Source organism: Streptomyces sp. NBC_00335 (assembly GCF_036127095.1).
GTDB lineage: Bacteria > Actinomycetota > Actinomycetes > Streptomycetales > Streptomycetaceae > Streptomyces.
Genome location: NZ_CP108006.1, coordinates 7,615,101 through 7,641,166, shown reverse-complemented (window position 1 = coordinate 7,641,166; position 26,066 = coordinate 7,615,101). Strand labels below are relative to the sequence as shown.

Here is a 26,066-nt window from a genome sequence, read left to right as displayed (position 1 = left end):
CCCCGAGCATCTCAGCCGTCCCTCCCACCCCACCCGCCCCAGCCGACCTGTTGCGCCGTTCGAGTGAACAGTCGCAAATCGGCTCATCGGGGGATCGTTTCCGCATGACACGCTGGTCTCCGTGAACATGACCAAAGGCCTGTTCCGGCCGCTTCACGCCGCTGGCCTGATCGCCCTCTCCGCGCTCGCCCTGACCCTCTCCACCGCCCTCCCCACCCAGGCGACCGGCCCCGGCGCCCGCCACCTCTCCGGCGACACCGGCCGCAAGGACGGCTCCGCCCAGGCGGTCTCCGTCAGCAGGGTGTTCTGTCCGCGCGGCACGGCCGTGCAGTCGGGCGGGTACTCCACGACCCACTGGGACCACGGCCGCGACGGCACGCTCCGGCACACCGTCCTGGCCTCCCACCCCGTCGTCGACGCGGACGGCCGCAAGGGCTGGTACGCCTCGGCCGCTCACGCCGAGGTCACGGCCCACGTCGTGTGCACGCCCGTTCCCGACCACGAGGACTAGGGCCCGTCGTCAAACTCCCGTCGCCGCCCGAGGCAGACGGGAGTTTGACGACAGGCCCTGGGCCGAGCGTGCCGAGGGGTCTCGACCCGATCACGCGTGGGCGCGGCAGAACCGCCGGACGGCGTGGTTGAACCGCTCCGGTGCCTCGAGGTTGCTGACGTGCCCCACGCCCGGGAGCACCACGAGCTCGCTGTGCGCGATCGCGGCCCGGAACGCACGGGCGACGCTCAAGGGTGACCGCACATCGAGCTCGCCCCAGAGGAGCAGGGTCGGCACCGTGATCGCGGGCAGCAGGTCGCGCTCGTCGGCCTCGGCCATCATGGACAGCTCCGCTCCCATGGTCCGCGGCCGCACGTCGTCGGCCATCGCGTCGAGCAACGGCACGAACGCGGAGGGAGGGTCACCGGCGAACAGCCCCGGCAGTGTCGGATCGAACCGCTCCCCGGGCGCGGCGAGCATCCGCTTGGCCCCCTCGACCCGGGCGGCCACCTCCTCCGGCGGCAGCGAGCCCTTCCACCCGGCGTAGGTGTCGGCCAGGATCAGCGTCCTGACCAGCTCCGGACGGTGGCGATACAGCTCCAGCGCGACCGTCCCGCCCCAGGAGAGCCCGGCCACGTGCGCCGGGCCGAGCCGCAGCGCCTCGATCACGGCGGCGAGGCAGTGCGCGAAGTCCACCAGGCCGAAATCCGCCGGCAGATCGGAGGAACGCCCCGCGCCCGGCTCGTCCCAGGCCACCACGGTGAACTCATCTTCCAGATCAGCGAGTTGCGGCTGCCACATACGGCCGTCCGCGCCTGCTCCGTGCACGAGAACCAGGGGCGGACCGTGACCCACGCGCGCGTAGGCGACCTCCACCCCGCCGACCTGCACCGTTGCCATGACACCAGCGTAGGCGCGGCTGCGGGTGGTGTCGCGGCCGGATCACCGCCTTGATCACCACGGGAGACTGGGGGCGGGACACCCCCCTAGAACACCGGCAGGGCCCACCGGGGCGGCGGTGGCGGCGGCCCGTCGGAGGCCACCCGGGCCGGCGCGTGGACGAACGCCGCGACGCCCGGGCCCCCGCCCTCCCCCGCGCCCGCCCGCCGCAGCGCCCCGGTGAACTCCAGGCAGCTCCCCCACCGGTCCTCCGGCGCCTTCGCGAGGGCCCGCGCCAGCACCTCGTCCACCCCCGCCGGCAGGCCCTCCCGCCGGGAGGACACCGCGGGCGGCGGATCGTACTGGTGGGCCCAGAGCAGCGCCATGTCGTCGTCGCGCTGGAACGGCGGGCCACCGGCCAGCATCTCGTAGACCACGCACCCCAGGCTGTAGACGTCGCACCGGCCGTCGACCGGTTTCCCGGCGATCTGCTCGGGCGCCACGTAGTCCAGGGTGCCGACGAACTGCCCGACGCTCGTGAACCCGGTCAGCGACAGCGACTTCTTCGTCAGCCCGAAGTCGGTCAGGTAGACGTGCTCGGGGTGCTCGCTGTCGGTGCCGCCCGCGACCAGGATGTTGCCGGGCTTCACGTCCCGGTGCACCAGGTCGTGGGCGTGCGCCGCGTCCAGCGCCGAGGCGACCTGGCCGGAGATCCGGGCCGCCGCCTCCACGGGCAGCGAGCCCGTCCGGTCGAGCATGGCCCGCAGGTCCTGGCCGGGCACGAAGCGCATGGCGATGTACAGCATCCCGTCGGTCTCCCCCGCCTCGAAGACGGGCACGATGTGCGGGTGGTCGATGGCCGCCGCCACCTTCGACTCGTGCGCGAACCGCTGCCGGAAGACGTCGTTGCGCGCGAGTTCGGGCGCGAGCAGTTTCAGCGCGACCGTCCGGTCCAGCCGTACGTCGTGCGCCCGGTAGACGACCGCCATCCCGCCGCGCCCGATCTCGGCCTCCACCACGTACCCGGCGATCCGCCGCCCCCGCAGGTCGGACTCCCGCCCGCGGAACGGCTCCGCCGCCGCATCGGAGCCCATCAGCCCGCCTCCGGCCCGGGCAAGTCCACGATCTTCGTGGGTTCGTGCGGAACATGCGGAACATCTCGTACGTCGCCACCGCCCTCGGTGTCGGCTTCCGACGGCGGCGCCTGGGGCGCGGGCGGGGCACCGGGTCCCGCGACGACCGCGTAGGTGGCCAGGCGGCTCCCGTCCCCGTACATCCACCGTCCCGCCGTCTCGTCGTAGAGCCACACGGACTCCCCGTCGACGACGACGCCGACGCGCAGTCCCCGCAGGGAGCGCCGGAAGGATTCGGGGTCGGTCCGCCCGGCCGCGAGGTCGGCGACGGCCCGCCGGTAGCGTTCCAGCTCCTCGGCGCAGCGGGTGAGCAGCGGCTGCGGGTCCTCGACGCGCGTCAGCGGGCGCCCGCCGGTCGGCGGGGGCTGCGGCACGGCGAGGAGCAGGCGTCCGTCCACCCAGGCGGACCACCCGTTGGCGCACAGGATCTCCCCCCATTCCCCGCGCCGGGACAGCAGCCGTACGGGGAGGAAGGCGTCGAGCGGCACGGTCGGCCGGGACAGGTCCGGGGTCTCCCACGCGGGGAGGCCGTCCTGCGGGACGATGTGGGTGGGCCGGAAGTCCGCGGCTTGGCCGGGGCTGGTCATCGCGGCTACTTCCGCATGATGGTCGGCTCGTGGCGGCGCAGCACCCGGCCCGTCAGCACGCCGAACAGCACGGCCAGGGCTGCCAGCATCCCCACCTCGATGAGCCACAGGCGGGGCTTGTGGTCGAAGAGCGGGTCCTGGGTGATCTTGCCGGGCACGATGGCGCCGAGGTCGATGGTGGCCGACATCGCGCCCATGGCCCAGCGGGCCGGTACGAACCAGGCGAACTGTTCGATGACGAGGACCCCGGTGAGTTTCAGCAGGGAGCCGCAGAAGACGACCTGCACGATGGTGAGCAGGACCAGCAGCGGCATGGTGACCTCTTCCTTGGACACCAGGGCGGAGATCAGCAGTCCGAGCACCATGGCGGTGACGGACAGCATGGCGACGACGAGGGTGATCTCGATGAGCGGGGGCAGGAAGAGGCCCTTGCCATCGGGGGCGTTGGTCTTGACTCCGGCGAGGCCGACGAGGGTGAGGACCACCGCCTGGCCGATGGTGACGGCGCCGAGGACCACCACCTTGGACATCAGGTAGGCGGACCGGGAGAGCCCCACGGCGCGTTCGCGCTGGTAGATGACGCGTTCCTTGACCAGTTCGCGAACGGCGTTGGCGGCTCCGGTCAGGACTCCGCCGACGCACAGGATGAACAGGGCGTTGAGCGCCGTCTCCGCGGTGAGTTCGCTGCCGGCCAGGGCGCGGGCCATGGCGCCCATGACGAAGGGCAGGGCGACCATGATGATCAGGAAGGTGCGGTCGGCGCTGAGCACGGCGGCGTAGCGGCGGATCAGGGTGGAGAGCTGCGAACCCCAGCTCTGTGCCTTGGGCGGTGGCTTCGGCGGGACGCCCGCGGCCCGGTCGGCGGCCCCCGCGAGCGGGACCCCGCCGGCGACCTCGACGTAGCGGCGGTACAGCGGTGAGGCCCGGTGCTCCCCGGCCCAGTCGCGCTCGCGCTCGTTCTCGAAGGCTTCGAAGGCCTCGGGCCACTGGTCGAAGCCGAAGAAGCCGAGCGCCTCGTCCGGGGGCCCGTAGTAGGCGATGCGGCCGCCGGGCGCGAGGACGAGGAGGCGGTCGCAGACGCTCAGGTTGAGGACGCTGTGGGTGACGACGATGACGGTGCGGCCGTCGTCGGCGAGGCCGCGCAGCATGTTCATCACCGAGCGGTCCATGCCCGGGTCGAGCCCGGAGGTGGGCTCGTCCAGGAAGAGCAGGGAGGGCTTGGTCAGCAGTTCCAGGGCGACGGAGACCCGTTTGCGCTGGCCGCCGGAGAGGCTGTGGATGGGCTGGTCGGCGCGCTGCTGGAGGCCGAGTTCGCCGATCACCTCGTCGACCCGGGCCTCGCGTTCGGCCTTGGCGGTGTCCTGCGGGAAGCGCAGCTCGGCGGCGTAGACGAGGGCGCGGCGCACGGTGAGCTGGGCGTGCAGGATGTCGTCCTGCGGGACGAGGCCGATGCGGCTGCGCAGTTCGGCGTAGTCCCGGTAGAGGTCGCGGCCGTCGTAGAGGACGGTGCCCTGGTCGGCGGGGCGCAGGCCGGTCAGTGCGCCGAGCAGGGTGGACTTGCCGGCGCCGCTGGGGCCCACCACCGCGAGCAGGGTGGTGGCGCCGACGGGGAAGGAGACGCCGTCGAGGAGGGTCTTGCGGCCGTGGTCGACGGCCACGCCGAGGTTCTGGACGTCGAGGGAGACCTCGCCGGTGTCCACGTACTCCTGCAGCTGGTCGCCGACCAGGCAGAAGGCGGAGTGGCCGACGCCGACGATGTCGCCCTCCCCGATGGCGGCCGCTCCGGCGAGGCGCGCACCGTTGAGGTAGGTGCCGTTGTGGCTGCCGAGGTCGGCGATCTCGTACCTGCCGTCGGGGCGGACGCGCAGTTCGGCGTGGTGGCGGGAGACGACGAGGTCGTTGACGACGAGGTCGTTGTCGGGGGCTCGGCCGATGCGGACGGCGGCCCGGTCGGCCAGCGGGCGCACCGAGGTCGGCTGCCTGAAGGTGCTGGTCATGTCGGGGCGGGAGACCGAGGCGGGGCGGGAGACGACGGCCGGTTCGGCGAAGCGGACGCGCGGTCCGTCGGCAGCGCTGCCGAAGCGCAGTTCGCTGCCGACGCCGACCGCCCACTCGCGGACGCGGTAGCCGTCGACCCAGGTTCCGTTGGTGCTGTCCTCGTCCTCCAGCGTCCAGTGGTCGCCGTCCGGACGCAGCACCGCGTGGTGCCAGGAGACGCGGGCGTCGTCGAGGCAGATCTCGCAGAGGGGGTCCCGGCCGACGTGGTACGTCCGGCGCGGGCTCATCGCGGTGGAGCCCCTGTCCGTTTCCAGGAGGAGCTCTGGCGCGGTCGGCACACCGGGGCGCTGGGCCATGGGCCGATTTTCCCACGATCCGGCGAGCCCGGCATAACCGCAGGTCAGGCGGGCGTTATGGGTAATGACAACGGTCCCCGTTGCAGCCTTTGCCCATCGCCTTGAGGTGCGCTTCACTTCAGACGACGCGTACGGAATTTCGTCCGACGCGTACGGGAGCGCCATCCGCGCGCACGCCACGCGCCACGACTCACGGGGGACACCATGAGCGCGCACGACCACGCGCAGCACGACCGCTACACCGTCGGCACGGCCGGCCACGAGGGCCCCGAAGACCACCGCGGCCACGGCGGCCACGAGGGGCCCGGTCACGGTCACGCGGGCCACAGCCACGGTGTCGCCGCCGACGCGGACCGCCGCTGGCTCGGCATCGCCCTCGGCCTGATCGCTGGCTTCATGGCCATCGAGGTGGTCATCGGCGTCCTGGCGCACTCCCTGGCCCTGATCTCCGACGCCGCGCACATGCTGACGGACGCCGTCTCGATCGTCCTGGCGCTGATCGCGATGCGGCTGGCCGCCCGGCCGGCGCGCGGTGGATTCACGTACGGCCTCAAGCGGGCGGAGATACTTTCCGCCCAGGCCAACGGCCTCACCCTGCTGCTGCTGGCGGTCTGGCTTGCGTACGAAGCCGTACGGCGGCTGCTCGATCCGCCGCCCGTGGAGGGCGGGCTGGTGCTGGTGACGGCGCTGGCCGGGATCGTCGTCAACATCGTGGCGGCCTGGTGCATCTCGAAGGCGAACCGCACCTCGCTCGCGGTGGAGGGCGCCTACCAGCACATCCTCAACGACCTGTTCGCCTTCATCGGCACCGCCGTCGCCGGTCTGATCGTGCTCACCACCGGCTTCCGGCAGGCCGACTCGATCGCCTCGCTCGTCGTGGTCGTCCTGATGGTCAAGGCGGGCTACGGACTGGTCCGCGAGTCCGGCCGGATCCTGCTGGAGGCCGCTCCGGCCCACGTGGACCCGGACACGGTCGGCGACCGCCTGGTCGGGCAGCCCCCGGTCACCGAGGTCCACGACCTGCACATCTGGACCATCACCTCCGGGCAGGCCGCGCTCTCCGCGCACGTGCTGGTGGCCCCGGAGGGCGACTGCCACGCCGTGCGCCGGGACCTGGAGGCCCTGCTGGCGAAGGAGTACGGGATCACGCACACCACCCTCCAGGTGGACCACGCCCAGGACTCCCTGCTCACCGTGGGGCGCCCCGGCGAGGACCGGCCCGACGCGCACTGCGCGGACGCCCACGGCCCGGTCCACCGCCAGGGCCCGCACGATCACTGAGGTGCGCCCGGACGGGGTAGGGATGGGGCCATGACCGCGAAGCGCAGCGCCGGGCTCCTCCTGTTCCGCCAGCACCCCGGGGCCGGGGTGGAGATCCTGCTCGGCCACATGGGCGGCCCGCTCTGGGAGCGCCGGGACGCGGGCGCCTGGGCGATCCCGAAGGGTGAGTACGGCCCCGAGGAGACCCCGCGCGACGCGGCCCGCCGGGAGTTCGAGGAGGAGGTCGGGCTGCCTCCGCCGGAGGGTCCGTACCTGCCGCTGGGCGAGGTGCGGATGATCGGCGGGAAGCTGGTGACGATCTGGGCGGTACGGGCGGACCTGGATCCGGCCCTCGCGGTGCCCGGCACCTTCACCATGGAGTGGCCGCCGAAATCGGGGCGGACGGCGGAGTTCCCCGAGCTGGACCGGGTGGAGTGGTTCGCTCCCCCGGTGGCCAGGACCAAGCTGGTGGTGTCTCAGATTCCCTTCCTGGAACGGCTGTTGGAGCTGCTGGGGAACGACGGTCAACCAGGGTTGACCTGACCTTTACTTGCCAACAAACCCCACCTGCATGGACATTGCACGTATGACGAACGTCGTGCTGGTGGGAACCCTGGACACCAAGGGTGTGGAGTACGGCTGGCTGCGCGAGAGGCTGCTGCGCGCCGGCGTCGAAGTGATCACGGTCGACACAGGAATCATGAACGAGCCCCGCGTGCCCGCCGACGTACCGCGCGAAGCGGTGGCGCGGGCCGCGGGAACGGAACTGTCCGAACTGCGCGCGGCCGCCGACCGGGGTGCGGCCGTCACCACGATGGCCCGGGGCGCGGAAGCGACCCTCTTACGCCTGCACGCCGAGGGCCGGCTGCACGGAGTGCTCGCGATAGGCGGCAGCGGCGGGACCTCCATCGCCACCCGGGCGATGCGCGCACTGCCGCTCGGCGTTCCGAAGGTGATGGTCTCCTCGATGGCGTCCGGGGACGTGGCCCCGTACGTCGGATCCGCGGACATCACCATGATGTACAGCGTCGTGGACATCGCGGGGATCAACAGCGTCTCCGCTCCGGTCATGGCCAATGCCGTCGCGGCCGTCGCCGGGATGGCCGAGGCCTACGCGCGCTCCGCCCTGGAACTGCGCCGGCCGGCCCTGCTGGGCTCGGGGCCGCGGCCGCTGATCGCGGCGAGCATGGCGGGCGTGACCACGATCGGCGTGGACGCGGCCCGCGAACGCCTGACCGAACTGGGCTACGAGGTACTGGTCTTCCACGTCAGCGGAACCGGCGGCCGGACCCTGGAGACCCTGGCCGGCCAGGGGATCTTCGCCGGGGTCCTCGACCTCACCCTCAGCGAGCTCGCCGACGACCTGTGCGGCGGCATCCTGACCGCCGGGCCCGACCGGCTCAGCGCCGCCGGGCGGGCCGGGATCCCGCAGGTGGTGAGCCTGGGGGCGCTGGACATGGTGAAGTTCGGCCCGATGGAGAGCCTGCCCGAACGGGTCCGCTACCGCCGGGTCCGCGTCCACAACCCCTCGATCACGGTGATCCGTACGACCGGGGCCGAGTGCGCCGAGCTCGGCCGCCGGGTCGCCGCCAAACTCCGTGCGGCCACCGGCCCCACGGCCGTCTGCGTACCGTTGCGCGGACTGTCCACGCTCGGCGCTCCCGGCGGGCCCTACCATGACCCCGACGCCGACGGAGCGCTGTTCTCGGCGCTGCGCGAAGGCCTGCGGGGAAGCGCCGCGCGGATCCACGACTACGACACCCACATCAACGATCCGGCTTTCGGGCGGGCGGCGGCCGACCGGCTGCACTCCATGATCGGAGCGCGGGCCGCTGCGGCCTGATCCGGGCTCCCCCGACAGGGAACCGGCCGTGGCGGAATTGTGTCCCAGGTGATGGCCGGTCCCCTGGAAGGAGCGGCTCCGGGGCGCGGTCACGCCACGGCAAGGGGGAAGGCATGAACGGCGTGTGGTCGGTTCCCGGTTACTCGCAGGTCCGCGAGCTCGGTTCGGGTGCCAGCGGCCGCGTGGTCCTCGCGGTCCACGAGGTCACCGGCACGGCCGTCGCGGTGAAGTACCTGAACGACCGGATGCTGGAGAACCCGGTCTTCGTCCGGGAGTTCCGGGCGGAGGCCCAGCTGCTCGGCGCCCTGCGCTCCCCGTACGTGGTGGGGCTGTACGAGTACGTCGAGGCGCCCGGCGGCGCCGCGATCGTCATGGAGCTCGTGGACGGCATCCCGCTGAACGCCCTCCTCAAGCAGTGCGGGCGGACCGGACCGGAGGCGGCGCTGGTGCTGCTGAAGGGCTCCTTGCTGGGGCTGGCCGACGCGCACCGGGCCGGTGTGGTCCACCGGGACTACAAGCCGGCGAACGTCCTGGTCGCGGCCAACGGGACCTCCAAGCTGGTGGACTTCGGCATCGCCACCCCCCTGGGCACCACGCCCGGGGCGGCGGGCACCCCCGCCTACATGGCCCCCGAGCAGTGGCAGGGCCGGCCCGCCTCGCCCGAGGCCGACGTGTACGCGGCGACGGCGACCTTCCTCGAATGCCTGACGGGCCGCAAGCCGTACGACGGGCAGAACTTCGCCGAGCTCGCCGTCCAGCACATCGAGGCGCCGGTCCCGGAGACCGAGGCGCCCGAGCCGGTGCGCCCGCTGATCCGGCGGGGACTGGCGAAGGCTCCCGAACAACGGCCCGCGAACGCCGAGGCGTTCGTCGCGGAGCTGGAGGCGGTGGCCCTGGCGGCGTACGGGCCCCAGTGGGAGGAGCGCGGACAGCGCAAGCTGGCCGCGATGGCGGCCCTGCTGCCCCTGCTGTTCCCCTCCGCGGCCGCCCCGGCCCAGGGCGTCACCGCACTGGCCACGACGGTCCTGCCGCCGCGCCCGCCCTGGAGCCCGGGCGGGCGGGGTCTGCTCGCGGCGGGGGCCGCGCTCGTGCTCGGGCTGGTGGCCGTACTCGGCTACCAGGCGGTGGGCTCGGAGCCGGGCGGCGCGAAGGCGCTGAACGCCTTCGCCACGTCGAGCGCTTCGGCGCCCGCCCCCGGCAGCAGCCCGTTCCCGACGCCGTCGGCCTCGCCGAGCCGGAGCACCGGCCCGAGCCCGTCGGCGAGTCCGACCGGTACGACGCCGTCGCCGTCCGCGTCGGTGTCCGGGTCCGCGTCCGCGTCCGCGTCCGCCACGCCCACGTACAGCGGCCCGCCGTCCCCGACGCCGACCCCCACCACATCCCCGACACCCACGCCCACGGTCACGCCGAGCCCGAGCCCGAGCGTGATCGTGTCCTCGGTGTCCGTCACCCTCAAAGCCTCGCCCACGGTCGGTGAAGCGACCGTGAGCCTCGACGCCAAAGGCGGGCCCGTCACCGTGCTCTTCGAGTGGTTCCTCGGCGACGCGCCGAACGACCTCGCCGTCGCGGACGGCACCGACCGGGTCACCGCGCCCGCCGGTTCTCTGACCTCGCTGTCGCAGCAGCACAGCTTCACGCGGCGCAGCGGCTGCTACCTGACGGTGCGCGCCTCCACCGAGCCCGCCGCCCCCAAGCGGTACGCGTACGCGACCGTCCAGATCCCGCGCTGCACGGTGGCGCCCCAATGACCGGGCCGCACGCCCCGCAGGGCGACGACGACTACAGCGCCACCGTGCTCGGCAGCCACTGGATCACCGGACCGCCCCAGGGCACCGAGCGGACCGAGCGGCTCGACGGCGCCGGCGCGACCGAACGCACGGGCGCGACCGCAGGCACCGACGCGACCGCACGGTTCGACGTGCCGGTGGGTGCCGTGCCGGACCGCGTCGAGGGGTCCGTGCTGCGCTTCGGACCGGGGGTGACGGCCGCCCTCCCGCTGCCGTTCCCGGTCGCCCCGGTACCCCGCACACGCCGCCGGCCAGGCGAATGGCGGCGCTACACCCTGGCCGCCGTGGTCCTGATCGGGGTCCTGTGCTACCTGGGCTGGCAGCGCTACGGCCCGGCCCTGGAGGTCCGGGACGTGGCGGTCACCACCGATGCCAAGGGTCCGGGCTGCGACGGCACCGCCGACGTGGTGGCGGTCGTGCAGACCAACGGGCGGCCGGGGACCCTCACGTACCGCTGGCTGCGCAGTGACGGCACCCGCTCCGAGCAGCTCACCGAACGCGTGCCGAGCGGCCGCAAGGAGGCCCGCCTGCACCTGCTGTGGACCTTCCAGGGCGCGGGCACCTACCCCGCGAAGGCCGAGCTCGAACTCGTCTCGCCCGTACGGCACACGGCCGCGGCGGAGTTCACGTACCGCTGCCGCCCGTAGCGGGGGAGGCAGCGGGCATGCGGATCACCGCGAGCCCGCCGTCGAGGTCGACACGGGACCGGGGCGGGGCGCCGTCCTCCTCGTCGTCGCGCATGACCAGGGCGCTCTGCCGCTCCTTGAGCTCGTTCTGCTTGCCCGGCGAGAAGCTCGCGTGCAGTTGCTCGAAGCCGGTCGCGGACATCTGCCCCTGGCGGCCGTTCCACCGCCAGGGCAGTACACCGGCGCGGCCCGCGCGCTCCAGCACGAGGTCGAGGAAGGCGACGGCGGTGAGCAGCAGCGCCAGCCCCGGAAGGGTCATGAAGACGACGAAGGCCATGGCCCGACCCTAACCCCGGCCCTCGGCCCCGGCCCAGGTCCCTGCTCCGTCCTCCTTTCGGCCGGCGGCCCGGCCCCTCAACCCGGTCCTTCCGGCGGGGCGATCGTGGCCGTGCGGCCGAGGCGCCGCCACCCCCGCCCCTGGTTGACTCGAATGTGTTGGCGAGGGCATCAGGGATGGCCCTCACGGCACCCTTGCTGCCACGTTCCAGCCGGCGATACACCCCAACGGAACGTGGCCGTCCCGCACGGATGCCAAGTCCGCGCGGGAGGCCCGCAGCCGCTTTGGGGAGTGGCTGCGGGCCGTCTTGCCTGCCCGTCCGTGGCGGGCAGCTCGGAGCGCTTCTTCCTCAGAAGCGGGCGTGCGCGGTGATGTCCGCCGCGAACTCCCCCGTCATCGCCGGGGTCACCGTCGGCCGGCACTGCGCCACCGCCGCCAGGTAGTCCTGCGTGCTCGCGCCCAGTTGGGCCGCCGCCGCGCCGCGCGCGCCCACCGCCTCCAGGTCCCGCTCGAAGGACACCTGCGCCGCGATCCTTGCCGCGTGCTCGATGTCGGCCGGGGTGAACAGCTCGCTCGCCTCGACCAGCGCCGCCACGTCCACATCGGGACGGCCCGCCGTGTACCGGGCCCAGATCGCGGCGCGCGCGCCCGCGTCCGGGGTGCCGATCGGGATCAGGTAGTCGAAGCGGCCGGGGCGCAGGAAGGCCGGGTCGAGGGAGCGGATGGAGTTCGTCGCGCAGACCAGCAGCCGTTCGTCGCCCTCGCGGAAGCCGGGTATCAGCTTGAGCAGTTCGTTGGTCACCCCGTGGATCCCGCCGGGCTGGGCCGGTTCGGTGCGCACGGGCGCGATCTCCTCGACCTCGTCGATGAAGACGAGCACCCGTTCCAGCTCGGCGATGCGGGCGAACGCGTCGCGCAGCGCCGCCGCGAGGTTCCCCTCGTCGGCGAGGCGGGAGGGCAGCAGTTCCACGAAGGGCCAGCCGAGGCGGGAGGCGATGGCCCGGGCGAAGGTGGTCTTGCCGGTACCGGGCGGGCCGAAGAGGGTGATGGCGCGCGGCGGGCGCACCCCGTGCGCGGCGGCCCGCTCGGGCTCGGCGAGCGGCAGCACCACGCGGCGCTCGATGAGGTCCTTCTCCGTCTCCATGCCGGCGACCTTGGTCCACAGGTCGTTCGGCAGGAAGCGGCCGCCGAGGTCGTCCAGGAGGCCGGCGGCCGGGCCGTGCAGGGGCTCGGTCTTCTCGAAGTAGGCGACGGCGGGCTGGCGGGTGTAGCCGGCGTTGAGCAGGCCCTCGCCGAGCAGGTCCTCCTCGGGCAGGACGTACGCGATGCGCCCGACGCGGGCGGCGATGAGCCGCCGCTCCAGCTCCACGAGCAGCGCGCTGGCCAGGCCGCGGCCGCGCCAGCCGGCGGCGATGGCGATGCGCATGACCCAGGCGCGTTCGCCGGTGACGCAGGCGAGGGCGGCGCCGATGGGGACGCCCTGGTGGACGGCGACCACGCAGGGCTGCCGGTCGGTGAGGGCGCTGATGCATTCGGCGAGTGAGAAGACCGACTCCTGGCCGAGTTCGGCCGTGGTGTCGATCAGATGGACAACGGCCGCGAGATCGCTCTCGCGGTAGTCGTGGATCAGCCAGTTCACCGGGTACCGCCCCTCGTTCGTGCTCCTGCGTGCCTGCCGCGTGCCGGTTGCGCACCTTGCTGCCGCGAGGCTAGGGGCGGACGGGCCCGTTGATCACGCTCCGTCGTGCACAACACCCGGTCCGGGAACCCTCCGTATCGTCCATAGACTGGTGGTTTCTGCCCGAACTGATGCCCGAGGATCCGTACGCCTTCATGACTTCCCACATATCCACCGGCATCCGACGGCCGTATCCCATATGGCTGGCTCCGGTCCTCTGGACCCTGGCGCTCGGCCTGTGGGGACTTTCCCGGCAGAACAGCGTGTGGCGGGACGAGGCGGCGACCTGGCAGGTGGCGGAGCGCTCCCCCGCTGAGATCTGGCAGCTCCTCGGGAATGTGGACGCGGTCCACGGCCTGTACTACCTGCTGATGCACGTGCTCTTCGAGGTGTTCGGGGCGAGCACGACCACCCTGCGCCTCCCCTCGGTGCTGGCGGTGGCGGTCGCCGCCGCCTGTGTGGCGCTGATCGGGCGCCGGCTGGCGGGCCCGTGGGCCGGGCTGGGCGGCGGGCTGGCCCTCGGGCTGCTGCCGGCCGTGCAGTTCCAGCTCCAGGAGGGCCGGTCCTACGCCCTGATCGCGGGCGGGGCCGGACTGTCGACCCTGCTCCTGGTCTCTTTGATCGCGGGCACCGGAACCGATCCCGGGCGGTGGCGGACCCTGCCGCGCTGGACGGCGTACGGGGCTCTCGTGCTGGTCTGCGCCCTGCTGAACTGGTTCTCCCTGCTGATCCTGCCCGCCCACGCGGTGACCCTGTGGTGGGCGCGGGCCCGGCGCGGTGTCGTGGCGCCCTGGCTGCTCGCCTCGGCGGCGGCCGTGGCGGGGGCGCTGCCGCTGATCCTGTTCAGCCGGACCCAGTCCGGCCAGGTCTCCTGGATACCGCCGCTGACCTGGCACATGATGATCGGCCCGGGCGTCCTGCTGGCGGTCGGCGCGCTCGGCGCGTGGGCGGACCGCGGGAACGGGCCGCGCACCGGTCTCCCCGCCCGGCTGACGGCGGCCTCGGTCGGGCTGCCGCTGCTGGCGGTGCCCCTGCTGGGGCTGGCCGCCGCCTCCCTGATCCAGCCGCTGTTCCTGGACCGGTACGTGCTGTTCTCCATGCTGGGTCTGGCCCTGCTGATCGGTGCGGCGCTGGGCGCGGCCGTACGGGCCCTCGCGCCCCGGTACCCGAAGGCCTCGGGCGCACTCGTGCCGGTCGTGGTCGCGGTCTCGGCGGCGGCGCTGCTGCCCGTGGCCCTGGCCGACCGGTCTCCGGCCAGCCGGGTGGACGACGTCCTGGCGGTGGCCGGGGAGGTGTCCGCGCTGAAGCGGGACGGCGACGCGGTGCTCTTCGTCCCGGCGGCCCGGCGGGACACCGCACTGGTCTCGCCCGGGGCGTTCGCCGGCCTGAAGGACATCGCGCTGTCCCGCGGCCCCGCCGAGTCGGGCACCCTCAAGGGCGAGGAGGCCGACCCGGCACGGATCTCGGCGGCCCTGCGGGAGCAGCGGCGGGTCCTCCTGGTGACGGACTCGCGGAAGGCGGCGAAGCCCTCGGGCTCCCCGGCCGACCGGGCGAAGGCGGCCGTCCTGCGGGCCGAGTTCACCGTGGTGGAGGACCGGGAGGTCCGCGGCCGCCGGGTGACGGTGTACGAGCGGCGCGACTGACGGCGCAGCGCCTGGCAGGCCGTCCGGCCATCCGTCCGGCTATCCGTCCGCCCGCTTGCGGTCCACCGGGGTGGGGACCTCGACGGGGCCCCCGCGGCGGCGTCCGGACCAGGGCGCGGGCACCGCGTCGATGCGGTGGGCCAAGGCGTAGGCGACCGCCTCGTAGTCGACGCGCCGGCCGCGGAAGTGCGGCCAGGCCTGCTCCGGATCGCGTGCCAGGGCCACCCCGCGCTCGCGCATCCGTACGACCCCGTCGAGGAACTCCTCGTAGGTCAACTCGATGGGGTCCTCCGGCAGCGGATCGGGATCGTAGGCGATGCCCTCCTCGTGGGCGCGCTGTCCGGGCCGGCGCGCGATCCGGGCCGGGGGCGGAGCCGATCCGGCCCGTGAAGGGGCTCGTCGGCCTCCTCGGACGATTCACAGCGGATTCATACGGATTCCCCGGCTCCGGTCACAGGTTGCCCCGTGAGGCTCGGAGCATGATCCAGCGCCTCCCCTCCCGACCGGACCGCCGCTCCCGCGCCCGTGCCCGCGACCGGCGCGCTGCGCGGATCCTGCTCGCCCTGGCCACCATGGCGGCCCTGCTCGGCGTCGACTCCCCCGACGCACCGGCCGAACCGCCGCTCGGCGTCACCGTCACGGCCTCCGCCGACGAGACGGCCGGGCGGGTCGGCGCGCTCTTCGCGGGCGGGCTCGACGGCGGCCACTTCTGCACCGCCTCCGTGGTGCGCAGCCGGGACCGCGATGTGATCGTCACCGCCGCGCACTGCCTGGGCAGCCCCGACACCACCGTGTTCGCCCCGGGCTACCGCGACGGCGCGGCCCCGTACGGCCTGTGGAAGCTGACCGGCGTGTACGTGGCCCCGGGCTGGACGGAAGGCGAGGACCCCGACGCCGACATCGCCTTCGCGACGGTGGCCCCGCTGGACGGCGGGCAGTCGGACGACTGGCAGTCGGAAGACGGACAGTCGGAAGACGGACAGTCGGTCGGACGGCAGATCGAGGACGTGGTCGGGGGCTTCCCGGTCGCGGCCGAGCAGACGGCCGACGCCACGGTGTCCCTCGTGGGCTATCCGAGCCGCAGCGAGTCCCCGCTGTACTGCGCCAACACCACGACCCTGTTCTCCGGGACCCAGCGCCGCATCGAATGCCCGGCCCTCACCGGCGGCACCAGCGGCAGCCCCTGGCTCGTCGACGGCGCACTGGCGGGGGTACTCGGAGGCTACGAGGGCGGCGGGACCGTGCCGGAGGTCTCGTACAGCGCGGTCATGGGCGAACAGGCCGTGGAGCTCTACCGCGAGGCCTCCGGCAACGGCTGAGCCCGGCCCGCCGGGGCCGGGGCGGTCAGGTGCCGAGGCCCACCGGGGCGGCGGCCTCGAACCAGGTCGGCTCGTCCCGCAGGGCCTGACGGATCCGGTCCACCGCGAAGGACTCCAGCGGCTCCGGCAGCGCGTCCGGCTCGAACCAGGCCACCTCCAGCGACTCGTTGTCGTTGACCCGCGCCTCCCCGCCCGTGGCCCGGCAGCGGAAGGTGATGTCCTGGAACTGGCAGACGTCCCCGTTCGGGTAGGTCATCGGCGGGAGCATCTGCACCAGCACCACGCGCTCCGGTACGCACCGCACCGCCGTCTCCTCGTACACCTCGCGCACCGCCGTGTCGGCCGGCTGCTCGCCGGGCTCCGCGATCCCGCCGACGACCGACCACCGTCCGGTGTCGGCGCGACGGCCCAGCAGGACCCGCCCCCGCTCGTCGACGACGACGGCGGTCACCCCCGGCAGCAGCAGCAACTGGTGACCGGCGGTGGCGCGCAGGGTACGGATGAAGTCAGGTGTGGTCATTCCCCGACCTTACGAGGCCCCGCGACCTTACGAGGCCCTGCGCATCCGGCGTACGAACGTCCAGCCGAGTCCGGCGGCGGCCACGGCCAGCAGGAGGTACTCGGCGAGCGGACCGAAACGGGTGGCGGGCGTTTCGGTGGAGCGCAGCGGAATCTCCGCGACCAGGGCGTCGGCCGTGAACAGCTTCGTCTGCTGGACGATCTCGCCGTCGGGGCGGATCACCGCGCTGACCCCGCTGGTGACGGGGACCAGTACGGTCCGGCTGTGCTCCACGGCCCGGACCCGGTCCATGGCGAGCTGCTGGTAGGTCATCTCGGTGCGGCCGAAGGTGGCGTTGTTGCTGGGCACCGCGATGACCTGGGCGCCGGCCCGGACGGTGGAGCGGACGGCGTCGTCGAAGGCGGCTTCGTAGCAGGTGACCATGCCGACTCCGCTGCCCGCCATGTCGAAGACGCCGGGTTCCTTGCCGGGGCCGAAGTCGCGCCGCACCCGGTCCACGTCGGAGCTGAAGAGCCGGACGAAGGAGCGCATCGGGATGCGCTCGCCGAAGGGCTGGATCTTCCGCTTGTCGTAGGTGTCCACGGGGCCCTTGACCGGGTCCCACAGGATCATCGTGTTGCGCAGCGGGCCGGTCTCCGGGGCCAGTACGGAGCCGATGGCGACGGGCACCCCGATGGTCTTGACCGCGTTGTCGATGACGCCGTAGGCGTCGGGTTCGGTGAACGGGTCGATGTCGGAGGAGTTCTCCGGCCAGACGACGAAGTCGGGCTTCGCGACCTTGCCGAGCTTGATGTCCTCGGCGAGCTGGATCGTGCGGTTGGCGTGGTTGTCCAGGACCTGGCGGCGCTGGGCGTTGAAGTCGAACCCGGCGCGCGGGACGTTGCCCTGGATGACGGCGGCCACCACGGTGCCGTCCTCGGCCGCGTCGGACACCAGCGGCTTGGCCGCCAGCGCCCCGGCGAGCGGGACGGCCACGGCGGTGGCGGCGAGCAGCGCGGCGGTGGCCCGGCGGGTGTCGGCGCCGACACGCAGGACCTCGTACAGCCCGAATCCGCACAGGGCCACGGCGAAGGAGAGCAGCGGGGTGCCGCCGAGCGCGGCGAGCGGCAGGAAGACGCCGTCGGGCTGGCCGAAGGCGAGCTTGCCCCAGGGGAAGCCCCCGAAGGGGGCCCGGGCGCGCAGTGCCTCGCCGCCGATCCAAACGGCGGCGCCCCACAGCGGCCAGCCGGGGAGCCGGCTGACGAGGGCGATGCCGAGGGTGGTGAGGCCCATCAGCAGGGATTCGAGGGTGACGAGCGCCAGCCACGGCACCGGGCCGACGCCCTCGCCGGTCCAGACGAGCAGCGGCAGCAGGAAGCCGAGCCCGTGCAGCACGCCGAGGCCGAAACCGGCCCGCGCGCGGCGCCCGTACAGGCACCAGCCGAGCAGGGCCAGGGCGAGGGGGGCCAGCCACCACAGGGGGCGGGGCGGGAAGCTGAGGTAGAGGAGCACTCCGGACAGGACGGCGAGCCCGGGCCGCGCCAGCCGTCCGGCCCACCGCCGCGCGGGGGAACCCGCCACGGCCCCTGCCCCGGACGCTTGCGTCCGCACGCCGTCCACCGCTTCCGCTTCCGTCTGCCCTCGCGGTTGGTTTCCGGCATCGTTCCCGGCCGCGCGGGTCGCACTGCTGCTCATCTGGCGGAGTGTACGTCCCCTCGCTGTGCAGGTGACGGAGTCAGTGGGCCAGCGCGCGCAGATGGGTGCGGATCACCCGGACCGCGCTCTCCGCGTCGTCGACCGTGACGGTGAAGAGCTTGCCGTCGCCGAGCCTCAGTTCCAGGCCTTCCCCGCGCCGGACGATGACGGCGGTGCCGCGCTCGGGACGCCAGCGGTAGCCCCAGCCGCCCCACTGCTGCGGGGTGATCCGCGGCACGTACTCGGCGGCCTCCACGTCCGTGAGCCGGATCCTGCGGCGCGGCAGCCCGATGTGCCCGCAGCGCACCTCGATGGCCTCGACGTCGACGGTGACGGCGACGTGCACGAAGGCGAGGGTGCCGAAGAGGATGAGCAGGCCCGCGGCGAGGCAGCCGATCACCGCCATGAGCAGCGCCACGATGCCGGCGCCCCAGGCGTGGTCGACGGCGAGCTCGATGCCCAGCGCGAGACAGGCCGCGCCGGCTCCGGCGAGGATCCACTGCACGCGGTTGGAGGCCCGGCCCGTCCAGAGCGGCCCCGGGGGGTGACCCGTCATGTGTAGCAGCGTACTCACGTTCCGCAGGGACGCCACCGGCTTCTTGACCTGAATCGCGCTTGAGGTCCTACGGTCACGGACATGACGAACATCGAGGCGGCAGAGGTGTCAGGACGGACGATCCCGGAGCGCTATCGCACGGCGGTGGTGCCGCACATCATGGTGGCCGACGCGGTCGGCGCCCTGGATTTCTACGCACGGGCCTTCGGGGCGGTGGAGGAGTTCCGGCTGGACGCACCGGGCGGCGGAGTCATCCACGCGGAGATACGGGTCGGCGGGGCGGTACTGATGCTCGGCGACACGGCCGGCGGCGGCTTCACCGCCCCGACCGCGCTCGGCGGGACGTCGGTGGCGCTGCACGTGTTCGTCGCGGACGTGGACGACCTCGTCCGGACGGCCGCGGCGGCGGGCGCGGAAGTGCTGCAGGAGCCCGCGGACCAGTTCCACGGCGACCGCACGGCCCACCTGCGCGACCCGTACGGACACACGTGGATCTTCTTGACCCACCTGGAGGACGTCTCGGGAGAAGAAGCGGAACGCCGACTGGCCGCGACCCCGACCGCCTAGGCCGACCGGGCCTCGCTAACCGGGCAGCAGGCCGACGAGCGCGTCCCGCAGGGCCGGGCGGCGGACCGTCATGAAGCGGTGCAGGGTCCGGGAGCCGAACGCCACCCGCTGCGCACTGCGACGGCGCTCGCCTTCGTACGCGCGCAGCGCGGCGGGCAGGCCGCCGGGTCCGCGGGCGGCAACGGCCCGGGTGAGCGCCTCCGCGTCGAGGAGCGCGGTGCAGGCGCCCTGGCCGAGGTTCGGCGTCATGGCGTGCGCCGCGTCGCCGACCAGGGCCACCGGTCCGGTCGGGGCCGTGCGGGTGAAGGAGGGCAGCGCCGGGTACAGGTGGCGCATCCGGTAGCGGATCCAGGTCTGCGGGTCGGTGTCGGCGAGCACGCGCGGGATGGGGTCGTGCCAGTCGGCGAAGGCGGCTCGCAGTTCCTGGGCGGTGGTTGCCTCGGGCACGGTGGCGTACCAGTTGGTGCGGCCGGGTTCGACCGGGGTCATCCCGAAGAAGCGGCCCCGGCCCCAGGTCTCGCCGTAGACGCCGGTCTCGAATCCGGCGGTGCCGATCCAGGCCGTGGAGCGGAGCTCGCGCGGCCGGCTCACGCCCTCGAAACGCTCGGCGCGGACCGCGCTGTTGATCCCGTCGGCGCCGACGAGGAGGTCCGCGCCCCGCGCGGCCGAAGCCTCGTAGGCCCGGCCGTACGCGATCTCCGCGCCCCCGAGCAGCGCGAGTTCGGCGAGCAGCGCGTCGATCAAGTAGGGCCGTGAGATGAGGAGTTCGGGCCGGCCCGCCCTGCGCTCGATCCGCTCCAGCGGAAGCGCGGCCAGGACCCGGCCGTCGGGCCGCCGGATCTGCGCGTCGCGGTACGGGACCGCGCGCGCCCGGAGCACCCCGCCGAGGCCGAGCCGGTCGAGGGCCTCCTGGGCCGCGGGGTGGATGCCGAGGGCGGTGCCGTACCGCTCCGACTCGACCCGGCGCTCCAGAACGGTCACCGCCCATCCGGCCCTGCGCAGACCGATGGCGGTGGCGAGGCCACCGACCCCGGCGCCGACGACCACCGCCGAGCCCCCTCGCCCAGCCCTGACCCCGGCACTCACGTCCACGGCACGCCCCCGCTCTGACCACTCCCACCGAACCACCACACCCGTGGTGCTACACCTGTGGTACCACGGGCGTGGTTATGCTGGCAACGTGAACCAGGACCGAAGGGACCGGCTGCGGGACGCGGCCATCGCGGTGCTCGCCGAGGCGGGCGGGCGGGGCCTGACGCACCGGGCCGTCGACGCGGCGGCCGACGTGCCGCTCGGTACGGCCAAGAACTACTTCCCGACCCGTGACGCGCTGCTGCAGGCGGTCGCCGGGCGCTGCCTGGAGCAGTACCGGGCACTGGCCGACGGGCTCGCGGGGGCCGGACCCGGACCCGCCGACCGGGCCGCACTCGCCGCGCTGCTCGCCGGACTGCTCCGCGATACGGCCGGACCCGGGCGGCCCCGCATGGTGGCGTACCTGGAGCTCCAGGCCGAGGCGACCCGAAGGCCGTGGCTGGCCGAGCTCCTGGACCCCATCGCGGCGGCGGACTTCGCGGCGTTCGGCCACCTGCTGGCCGCCGCCGGCCTGCCGGCCGGTCCGGAGCAGGCCCGCACCCTCACCCTCGCGCTGCACGGAGCCGTCCCCCACCTCCTGGCGGGCGCTCCTGCCACCCTGGCCGCGGCCGGCCTCACCGACCTGGACGCCTTCGCGCGCGGGGTGCTGGACCGCGTGTGCCCCGGACCGCGGGAGGAGACCCCGTGACCACCCGGACCGACCGTGCCGCCGGAGCCGTGCTCGGCTCTGCGGCCGGGGACGCGCTCGGCGCGCCCTACGAGTTCGGCCCCGCCGGGCAGTTGAGCGCCCGGGGCGAGGAGATGCGCGGTGGCGGCGGCTGGGATCCGGGCGAGGCCACCGACGACACGCAGATGGCCGTGCTGGTCGGGGAATCCCTGCTGGACTGCGGCGGACTCGAACTCCCCGACGTCTTCGGCCGGTTCCGGCGCTGGGCGGCCGGGGGCCCCAAGGACATCGGGCTGCAGACGAGGAGCGTGCTGGCGAGCGGCGACGCGTGGGACCTGGCAGCCGCGCTGCACTTCCAGGACACCGCACGGGCGGCGGGCAATGGTTCCCTGATGCGCGCCTCGACCTCGGCGGTGTACTTCGCCCCCGCCGGGCGGGAGCCGACCATGGACGCCGCCCGGCGGATCGCCGCGCTCACCCACGGGGACCGGGCCGCCTGGGAAGGCACGGCCGTCCTGCACGACCTCGTACGCGTGGCCCTCGACGGCGACGACCCCCTCTCCGCGCTCCCCGCGACGCTGGCGCAGGTGCATCCGGACCACCGCGAGCGGTACGGGCGGATCCTCGCCCCTGACTGGCATCCGGAGCTGGCCACCGAGGCCAACGGGGCGGTGTGGCCCTGCCTGGGCTCGGCGGTGTGGGCGCTGCGCACCACGAGGGGCTTCGCGGACGCCGTACGGGCCGCCGTGGACCTGGGCGGCGACACCGACACGGTGGCGGCGGTCACCGCCACCCTGGCCGGGGCGCGGTACGGCGCGGCGGCGGTCCCGGAGTCCTGGACGGCCCGGCTGCACGTACCGCTGCCGGGCTTCGGGGGCCGGGTCCTGGACGCCGCCGGGCTACGGGAACTGGCCCGGCGCCTCGCGGAGGCCGGGGCCGACGCGGTGGCGGCTCCGGGGCAGCAGCGGCAGCCCGGCTGCTGACGGGTCCGCCTCCCCGGGGGTCACCCCTGGAGGGATCCCCCGACGGCTGCGCTCCGCCCGGCCAGCAGGCGGCCTTCGGCGTAGCCGAGGGCGGCCTCGGGCAGTGTGCCGGGGCGGCCGCTGAGCAGGACGGTCAGGCCGCCGGTGTACGGCAGGCCCGGCTCGGGGCGGGCGCCGAGCCGGCGCAGGGCCTGGACGGCGACGGCCTCGGCGGAGCCGTGGAAGGCGTACGTTGCGCCGCCGGTGCGCCGGTCGAGCGCGGCCCGGATCAGATCCTCGACCAGCTCGTAGTGCGTGCAGCCGAGCACCACGTCGGTGACATCGGCCGGGGTCAGTGCGGCGGCCGCGGCGACGGCCCGTACGACGGCTGCCTCGTCGGCGGCGTCGGCGGCGTCGGCCAGTCCCGGGCAGGGCACCTCGGTGACGTGCGCCCCGTCGGCGAAGTCACGGATCAGGCCCCGCTGGTAGGGGCTGCCGGTGGTGGCGGGGGTGGCCCAGATGGCCACGCGCCCTCCGGCGGCCGCGGCGGGCTTGATCGCCGGCACGGTTCCGATGACGGGGATCGCGGGCTCCAGCGCGGCGCGCAGCGCGGGCAGCGCGTGAACGGAAGCGGTGTTGCAGGCGACGATCAGCGCGTCCGGCCGGTGCGCGGCGGCGGCCCGCGCGACGGTGAGGGCCCGCCCGGTGAGGTCCTGCGGGGTCCGCGGACCCCAGGGCATCCCGTCGGGGTCGCAGGACAGCACCAGCTCGGCGTCCGGCCGCAGCCGGCGCATCGCGGCGGCCGCCGCGAGGAGGCCGATTCCGGAGTCCATCAGGGCGATCTTCACTTGGTCACCTTAATGGATCCCCCCGCCCCCGCCCGGGTCGACAGGACCGCCACTCCCGCCACGCCACCACTCCGCGGCCAACCGTGGAGCGGCCACCGCCCCGCCACGGCCCGGCTGGCCGTCCCGGCCCACCCGAACCCCACCCGAACCCCGCCCCAACCCGCCCCGTCGAACCCCGGTGTCCCGACACCCCCCGCGGGCCGCTCCCGGCAGACTGCCGGGATGGGTTATCTCCTCGTCGCCGCGTGCGCCTCGCTCGCCGTCTGGCTCTGGCTCACCCTCGGTCAAGGCATGTTCTGGCGGACCGATACGCGCCTCCCGCCCCGGCACGACCCCGCGCGCTGGCCGTCCGTAGCGATCGTGGTCCCGGCCAGGGACGAGGCCGAGGTGCTGCCGCACAGCCTGCCCTCGCTGCTCGCGCAGGACTATCCCGGCGAGGCCGAGGTCATCCTGGTCGACGACGGGAGTACGGACGGAACGGCCGCCCTCGCCCGGCGGCTCGCGGACGCACAGTGCGGGCTGCCCCTCACGGTCCTCTCCCCCGGCGAGCCGGGCGCCGGCTGGACCGGCAAGCTCTGGGCGCTCCGGCACGGCATCGCGCACGCACGCTCCGGCGCCCGCTCCGGCGCCCACCCGAGCCCCGACCCCGGCCCGGACTTCGGACCGGAGTCCCCCCAGGGCTCCGCCCAGGGCCCCGCCCCCGAGTACCTGCTCCTCACCGACGCCGACATCGCCCACGCATCCGACAGCCTGCGCGAGCTGGTCGCCGCCGCGACGACGGCCGATCTCGACCTGGTCTCCCAGATGGCCCGGCTGCGCGCCGTCAGCGTCTGGGAGCGGCTGATCGTCCCGGCCTTCGTGTACTTCTTCGCCCAGCTCTACCCCTTCCGCTGGATCAACCGCCCCGCCACCCGCACCGCGGCCGCCGCCGGCGGGTGCGTCCTGCTGCGCACCGAGGCGGCCGTGCGGGCGGGGATCCCCGAGTCGATCCGGCAGGCCGTCATCGACGACGTCTCGCTCGCCCGCGCGGTCCAGCGCGCCGGCGGCCGGATCTGGCTCGGGCTCGCGGAGCGGGTGGACAGCGTGCGCCCGTACGCCTCCCTCGCGGACCTGTGGCGGATGGTCTCGCGCAGCGCCTACGCACAACTGCGCCACCGGCCCGCGCTGCTGGCCGGAACGGTGGCCGGGCTGGTCCTGGTCTACCTCGTGCCGCCGGCCGCGCTCCTCGCCGGCCTCGCCGGCGGGCGGCCCGACGTCGCCTGGGCCGGCGGCCTGGCCTGGCTCCTGATGGCCGGCACCTACCTGCCGATGCTGCGCTACTACCACCAGCCGGTGGTGCTCGCGCCGCTCCTCCCGCTCACCACGCTGCTGTACCTCCTGATGACCGTCGACTCGGCCGTGCAGCACTACCGCGGGCGCGGGGCCGCATGGAAGGGCCGTACCTATGCCCGCCCCGGCGACGCCTGAAACCGGAGTCCACCCTTCTCCTTCACGTCATCCGAGGTCAGTGGGTTGTGACGGCTCGTCAGCACAAGGTTCGCGCGCGATCCGTGCAACACCCAACCGGTGAGTACGAGTAGGAGCAAGACGGGGCGGAAGTGACCAAATCGTGCACGTGAACGCCAAGTGAAAGCTGTGGCCCTGACCTGCGAATATGCAGGTCAGGGCGGTGTTGGCGGCACCTCGCTATGGACCCGGTGAAGTCGTGGGCTTAACTTAGGTCCATGACCTCCCCCCGCTCCACTTATGGCGGCGGTTACTACTCCGCGCCCTCCTTCCCGGACACCCCTATCTACGACTCCCTCGTCGCCGAACGCGGGACCCCGCAGATCGCCCCGATCCGGGTCCCCGCCGCCTACGACTCGCCGAGCGCCGGCTACTCGAGCGGTGGGTACCTCCCGGCCCTCGCGTCCGCGCTCCCCGCCCTGCCGGCAGCGCTGCCGCCCGCCCGCCCGCAACAACAGCAGCCGCAGCACGCCTCGGCGTACGGGTACCCGTACCAGCAGCAGGCCGCGCCCCAGCAGATGCCGCACATGCAGCAGATGGCTCCGATGCCGCAGCCCATGTCGATGCCGATGCCGCTCCAGCAGGCGCCGGTGCCGTACGTCCCGCAGCAGCCGCAGCCGTTCGCGGCCCGCACGGGTTACGTTCCGCAGCCCCAGCCGCAGCAGCCCCGCCCGATCGCCGCCGGCACCGGGTACGAGGCCATGCGCCCGGCCGCGCCGCGTCCGATGCAGGCGCAGCCCGCGCCGGTGCCGGCCGCCTCGTTCGAGGACCCGTACGGACGTCCGTACCAGCCGCAGGGGCGCGGTTACTGACCGCCACGCCCGGCCTGCCCCCTCCGACGAGGTCGCCGCGGAGTCCGTGAGGGCGGCTGGCAGTATTTCCCCATGGTGAAACTGCGTGTCCAGGCGCTCCACGTCCATCCCGTCAAATCGGTGGCGGGGACGGCACCCGACGAGGTGGCCGTGGAGCCCTGGGGTCTGTCCGGAGACCGCCGCTGGGCGGTGGTGGACGGGGAGGGCACGGTCATCACCCAACGCCAGCAGCCGAGGCTGGCCTTGGCGCGGGCCCGTCCGCTGGGGGGCGGCGGGTTCGAGGTCTCGGCGCCGGGCATGGCGGATCTGACGGTGGAGGTCCCGGGGCGGGGTCCGCTGGAGCCGGTGGTGCTCTTCGGCAAGAAGATCGAGACCGTGTCGGCGGCGCAAGCGGCCGCCGACTGGTTCACCGCGTACCTCGGCGTACCGGCGCGCCTGGTGCACCTGGACGACCCGGCCGTACGGCGGCCGGTGGATCCCCAGTACGCGCTGCCCGGCGAAACCGTGAGCCTCGCCGACGGCTATCCGCTGCTGATCACCACCCTCGCCTCCCTGGACGCGCTCAACGCGCTGATCGCCCGGGGGAACCATCCGGACGAGGGCCCCCTCCCGATGAACCGGTTCCGCCCGAACGTGGTGGTGTCCGGGGCCGAGGCGTGGGCCGAGGACGGCTGGGAACGCGTCGCGATCGGCGACGCCGTCTTCCGCGGGGCGCGCGAGTGCGGACGCTGTGTCGTGACGACCACCGACCAGACGACGGCGCTGCGGGGCAAGGAGCCGCTCCAGACCCTGGCCAGGCACCGGCGGATCGGGAAGTCCCTGGCCTTCGGGCGGCTCCTGGTGCCGGTGCGGCTGGGGACGCTGCGGGTCGGCGACGAGGTGCGGGTCCTGGCGTGAGCGCGTGCGCGGACAGAGCCTCCAGGGGG

At 73.9% G+C, this 26,066-nt stretch carries 26 protein-coding genes; 14 read left to right on the top strand and 12 right to left on the bottom strand.

The window, feature by feature from the left end:
* The first annotated feature begins 121 nt into the window (after window positions 1-121).
* The gene (locus tag OHA37_RS34660) at window positions 122-511 is read left to right on the top strand and encodes a hypothetical protein (protein WP_266911308.1); all 390 of its coding nucleotides are present in this window, start codon (window positions 122-124) and stop codon (window positions 509-511) included.
* 90 nt (window positions 512-601) lie between these two features.
* Here the strand turns inward: OHA37_RS34660 and OHA37_RS34655 are convergent, their stop codons facing one another.
* The 4 genes from OHA37_RS34655 to OHA37_RS34640 form a co-directional block, all read right to left on the bottom strand.
* On the bottom strand, window positions 602-1,390 hold the full coding sequence (locus OHA37_RS34655) for an alpha/beta fold hydrolase (protein ID WP_266911306.1): 789 nt from the start codon (window positions 1,388-1,390) through the stop codon (window positions 602-604).
* Between the two features lie 86 nt (window positions 1,391-1,476).
* On the bottom strand, window positions 1,477-2,463 hold the full coding sequence (locus tag OHA37_RS34650) for a serine/threonine-protein kinase (protein ID WP_266911304.1): 987 nt from the start codon (window positions 2,461-2,463) through the stop codon (window positions 1,477-1,479).
* Window positions 2,463-3,089, bottom strand: a complete 627-nt coding sequence (locus OHA37_RS34645) for a hypothetical protein (RefSeq protein WP_266911302.1) — start codon at window positions 3,087-3,089, stop codon at window positions 2,463-2,465. Before OHA37_RS34645 ends, OHA37_RS34650 begins: the two co-directional genes overlap by 1 nt.
* A 5-nt stretch (window positions 3,090-3,094) precedes the next feature.
* The gene (locus tag OHA37_RS34640; RefSeq protein WP_266911300.1) at window positions 3,095-5,443 is read right to left on the bottom strand and encodes an ABC transporter ATP-binding protein/permease; all 2,349 of its coding nucleotides are present in this window, start codon (window positions 5,441-5,443) and stop codon (window positions 3,095-3,097) included.
* Window positions 5,444-5,647: 204 nt separating this feature from the next.
* On the opposite strand from OHA37_RS34640, the gene OHA37_RS34635 reads away from it, so the two are divergent.
* The 5 genes from OHA37_RS34635 to OHA37_RS34615 all read left to right on the top strand — a co-directional run bounded on the left by OHA37_RS34635 (window position 5,648) and on the right by OHA37_RS34615 (window position 10,980).
* Window positions 5,648-6,724: a cation diffusion facilitator family transporter gene (locus tag OHA37_RS34635; protein WP_266911298.1), complete on the top strand. Its 1,077-nt coding sequence runs from the start codon at window positions 5,648-5,650 to the stop codon at window positions 6,722-6,724.
* Between the two features lie 30 nt (window positions 6,725-6,754).
* The gene (locus tag OHA37_RS34630; RefSeq protein ID WP_266911296.1) at window positions 6,755-7,246 is read left to right on the top strand and encodes an NUDIX domain-containing protein; all 492 of its coding nucleotides are present in this window, start codon (window positions 6,755-6,757) and stop codon (window positions 7,244-7,246) included.
* Window positions 7,247-7,289: 43 nt separating this feature from the next.
* Window positions 7,290-8,546, top strand: coding sequence for a Tm-1-like ATP-binding domain-containing protein (locus OHA37_RS34625; RefSeq protein ID WP_266911294.1), 1,257 nt, complete (start codon window positions 7,290-7,292; stop codon window positions 8,544-8,546).
* A 113-nt stretch (window positions 8,547-8,659) separates the two neighbouring features.
* Window positions 8,660-10,294 (top strand): serine/threonine-protein kinase, encoded by a 1,635-nt coding sequence (locus tag OHA37_RS34620; protein WP_266911292.1) that lies wholly within the window; start codon window positions 8,660-8,662, stop codon window positions 10,292-10,294.
* The gene (locus tag OHA37_RS34615; protein ID WP_266911290.1) at window positions 10,291-10,980 is read left to right on the top strand and encodes a hypothetical protein; all 690 of its coding nucleotides are present in this window, start codon (window positions 10,291-10,293) and stop codon (window positions 10,978-10,980) included. The genes OHA37_RS34620 and OHA37_RS34615 overlap by 4 nt, the downstream gene beginning before the upstream one ends.
* Here OHA37_RS34615 and OHA37_RS34610 read toward each other — a convergent pair.
* Both OHA37_RS34610 and OHA37_RS34605 read right to left on the bottom strand, forming a co-directional pair.
* The gene (locus OHA37_RS34610) at window positions 10,958-11,296 is read right to left on the bottom strand and encodes a DUF6191 domain-containing protein (RefSeq protein WP_266911288.1); all 339 of its coding nucleotides are present in this window, start codon (window positions 11,294-11,296) and stop codon (window positions 10,958-10,960) included. The genes OHA37_RS34615 and OHA37_RS34610 overlap by 23 nt on opposite strands.
* A gap of 349 nt (window positions 11,297-11,645) precedes the next feature.
* Window positions 11,646-12,935, bottom strand: a complete 1,290-nt coding sequence (locus OHA37_RS34605) for an ATP-binding protein (protein WP_266911286.1) — start codon at window positions 12,933-12,935, stop codon at window positions 11,646-11,648.
* A 194-nt stretch (window positions 12,936-13,129) separates the two neighbouring features.
* Here OHA37_RS34605 and OHA37_RS34600 point away from each other — a divergent pair, with 194 nt between their 5' ends.
* Window positions 13,130-14,617 carry a hypothetical protein gene (locus OHA37_RS34600; RefSeq protein WP_266911284.1) on the top strand — a complete coding sequence of 496 codons (1,488 nt, stop codon included), beginning with the start codon at window positions 13,130-13,132 and terminating at the stop codon, window positions 14,615-14,617.
* A gap of 39 nt (window positions 14,618-14,656) precedes the next feature.
* Here OHA37_RS34600 and OHA37_RS34595 read toward each other — a convergent pair whose 3' ends face one another.
* The gene (locus OHA37_RS34595; protein WP_266911282.1) at window positions 14,657-14,893 is read right to left on the bottom strand and encodes a hypothetical protein; all 237 of its coding nucleotides are present in this window, start codon (window positions 14,891-14,893) and stop codon (window positions 14,657-14,659) included.
* A 203-nt stretch (window positions 14,894-15,096) separates the two neighbouring features.
* Between OHA37_RS34595 and OHA37_RS34590 the strand changes: the two genes are divergently transcribed.
* Window positions 15,097-15,936 (top strand): trypsin-like serine peptidase, encoded by an 840-nt coding sequence (locus OHA37_RS34590; RefSeq protein ID WP_266911280.1) that lies wholly within the window; start codon window positions 15,097-15,099, stop codon window positions 15,934-15,936.
* 25 nt (window positions 15,937-15,961) lie between these two features.
* On the opposite strand, the gene OHA37_RS34585 is transcribed toward OHA37_RS34590, so the two are convergent.
* The 3 genes from OHA37_RS34585 to OHA37_RS34575 are packed head-to-tail and all read right to left on the bottom strand — an operon-like array spanning window position 15,962 to window position 18,686.
* Entirely contained in the window at window positions 15,962-16,456 is a 495-nt protein-coding gene (locus tag OHA37_RS34585) for an NUDIX hydrolase (protein ID WP_266911278.1), read from the bottom strand.
* Between the two features lie 27 nt (window positions 16,457-16,483).
* Entirely contained in the window at window positions 16,484-18,130 is a 1,647-nt protein-coding gene (gene lnt, locus OHA37_RS34580) for an apolipoprotein N-acyltransferase (RefSeq protein ID WP_266911276.1), read from the bottom strand.
* A gap of 40 nt (window positions 18,131-18,170) precedes the next feature.
* Window positions 18,171-18,686 carry a hypothetical protein gene (locus tag OHA37_RS34575; RefSeq protein WP_266911274.1) on the bottom strand — a complete coding sequence of 172 codons (516 nt, stop codon included), beginning with the start codon at window positions 18,684-18,686 and terminating at the stop codon, window positions 18,171-18,173.
* 81 nt (window positions 18,687-18,767) lie between these two features.
* Between OHA37_RS34575 and OHA37_RS34570 the strand changes: the two genes are divergently transcribed.
* Window positions 18,768-19,253: a VOC family protein gene (locus OHA37_RS34570; protein WP_266911272.1), complete on the top strand. Its 486-nt coding sequence runs from the start codon at window positions 18,768-18,770 to the stop codon at window positions 19,251-19,253.
* Window positions 19,254-19,268: 15 nt separating this feature from the next.
* On the opposite strand, the gene OHA37_RS34565 is transcribed toward OHA37_RS34570, so the two are convergent.
* On the bottom strand, window positions 19,269-20,300 hold the full coding sequence (locus tag OHA37_RS34565; protein ID WP_266911270.1) for an FAD-dependent oxidoreductase: 1,032 nt from the start codon (window positions 20,298-20,300) through the stop codon (window positions 19,269-19,271).
* Window positions 20,301-20,433: 133 nt separating this feature from the next.
* Here OHA37_RS34565 and OHA37_RS34560 point away from each other — a divergent pair, with 133 nt between their 5' ends.
* Both OHA37_RS34560 and OHA37_RS34555 read left to right on the top strand, forming a co-directional pair.
* Window positions 20,434-21,033 (top strand): TetR/AcrR family transcriptional regulator, encoded by a 600-nt coding sequence (locus OHA37_RS34560; RefSeq protein WP_266911269.1) that lies wholly within the window; start codon window positions 20,434-20,436, stop codon window positions 21,031-21,033.
* Complete coding sequence (locus tag OHA37_RS34555) at window positions 21,030-21,995, top strand: ADP-ribosylglycohydrolase family protein (RefSeq protein ID WP_266911267.1); 966 nt, start codon at window positions 21,030-21,032, stop codon at window positions 21,993-21,995. Before OHA37_RS34560 ends, OHA37_RS34555 begins: the two co-directional genes overlap by 4 nt.
* Before the next feature lie 20 nt (window positions 21,996-22,015).
* Here the strand turns inward: OHA37_RS34555 and OHA37_RS34550 are convergent, their stop codons facing one another.
* Window positions 22,016-22,822, bottom strand: coding sequence for a glutamate racemase (locus tag OHA37_RS34550; protein ID WP_266911265.1), 807 nt, complete (start codon window positions 22,820-22,822; stop codon window positions 22,016-22,018).
* 222 nt (window positions 22,823-23,044) lie between these two features.
* Here OHA37_RS34550 and OHA37_RS34545 point away from each other — a divergent pair, with 222 nt between their 5' ends.
* The 3 genes from OHA37_RS34545 (at window position 23,045) to OHA37_RS34535 (ending at window position 26,037) form a co-directional block, all read left to right on the top strand.
* Window positions 23,045-24,289, top strand: coding sequence for a glycosyltransferase (locus OHA37_RS34545; protein WP_266911263.1), 1,245 nt, complete (start codon window positions 23,045-23,047; stop codon window positions 24,287-24,289).
* A 257-nt stretch (window positions 24,290-24,546) separates the two neighbouring features.
* Entirely contained in the window at window positions 24,547-25,140 is a 594-nt protein-coding gene (locus OHA37_RS34540; RefSeq protein WP_266911261.1) for a DUF6643 family protein, read from the top strand.
* A 72-nt stretch (window positions 25,141-25,212) separates the two neighbouring features.
* On the top strand, window positions 25,213-26,037 hold the full coding sequence (locus OHA37_RS34535; RefSeq protein WP_266911259.1) for an MOSC domain-containing protein: 825 nt from the start codon (window positions 25,213-25,215) through the stop codon (window positions 26,035-26,037).
* Window positions 26,038-26,066 lie beyond the last annotated feature (29 nt).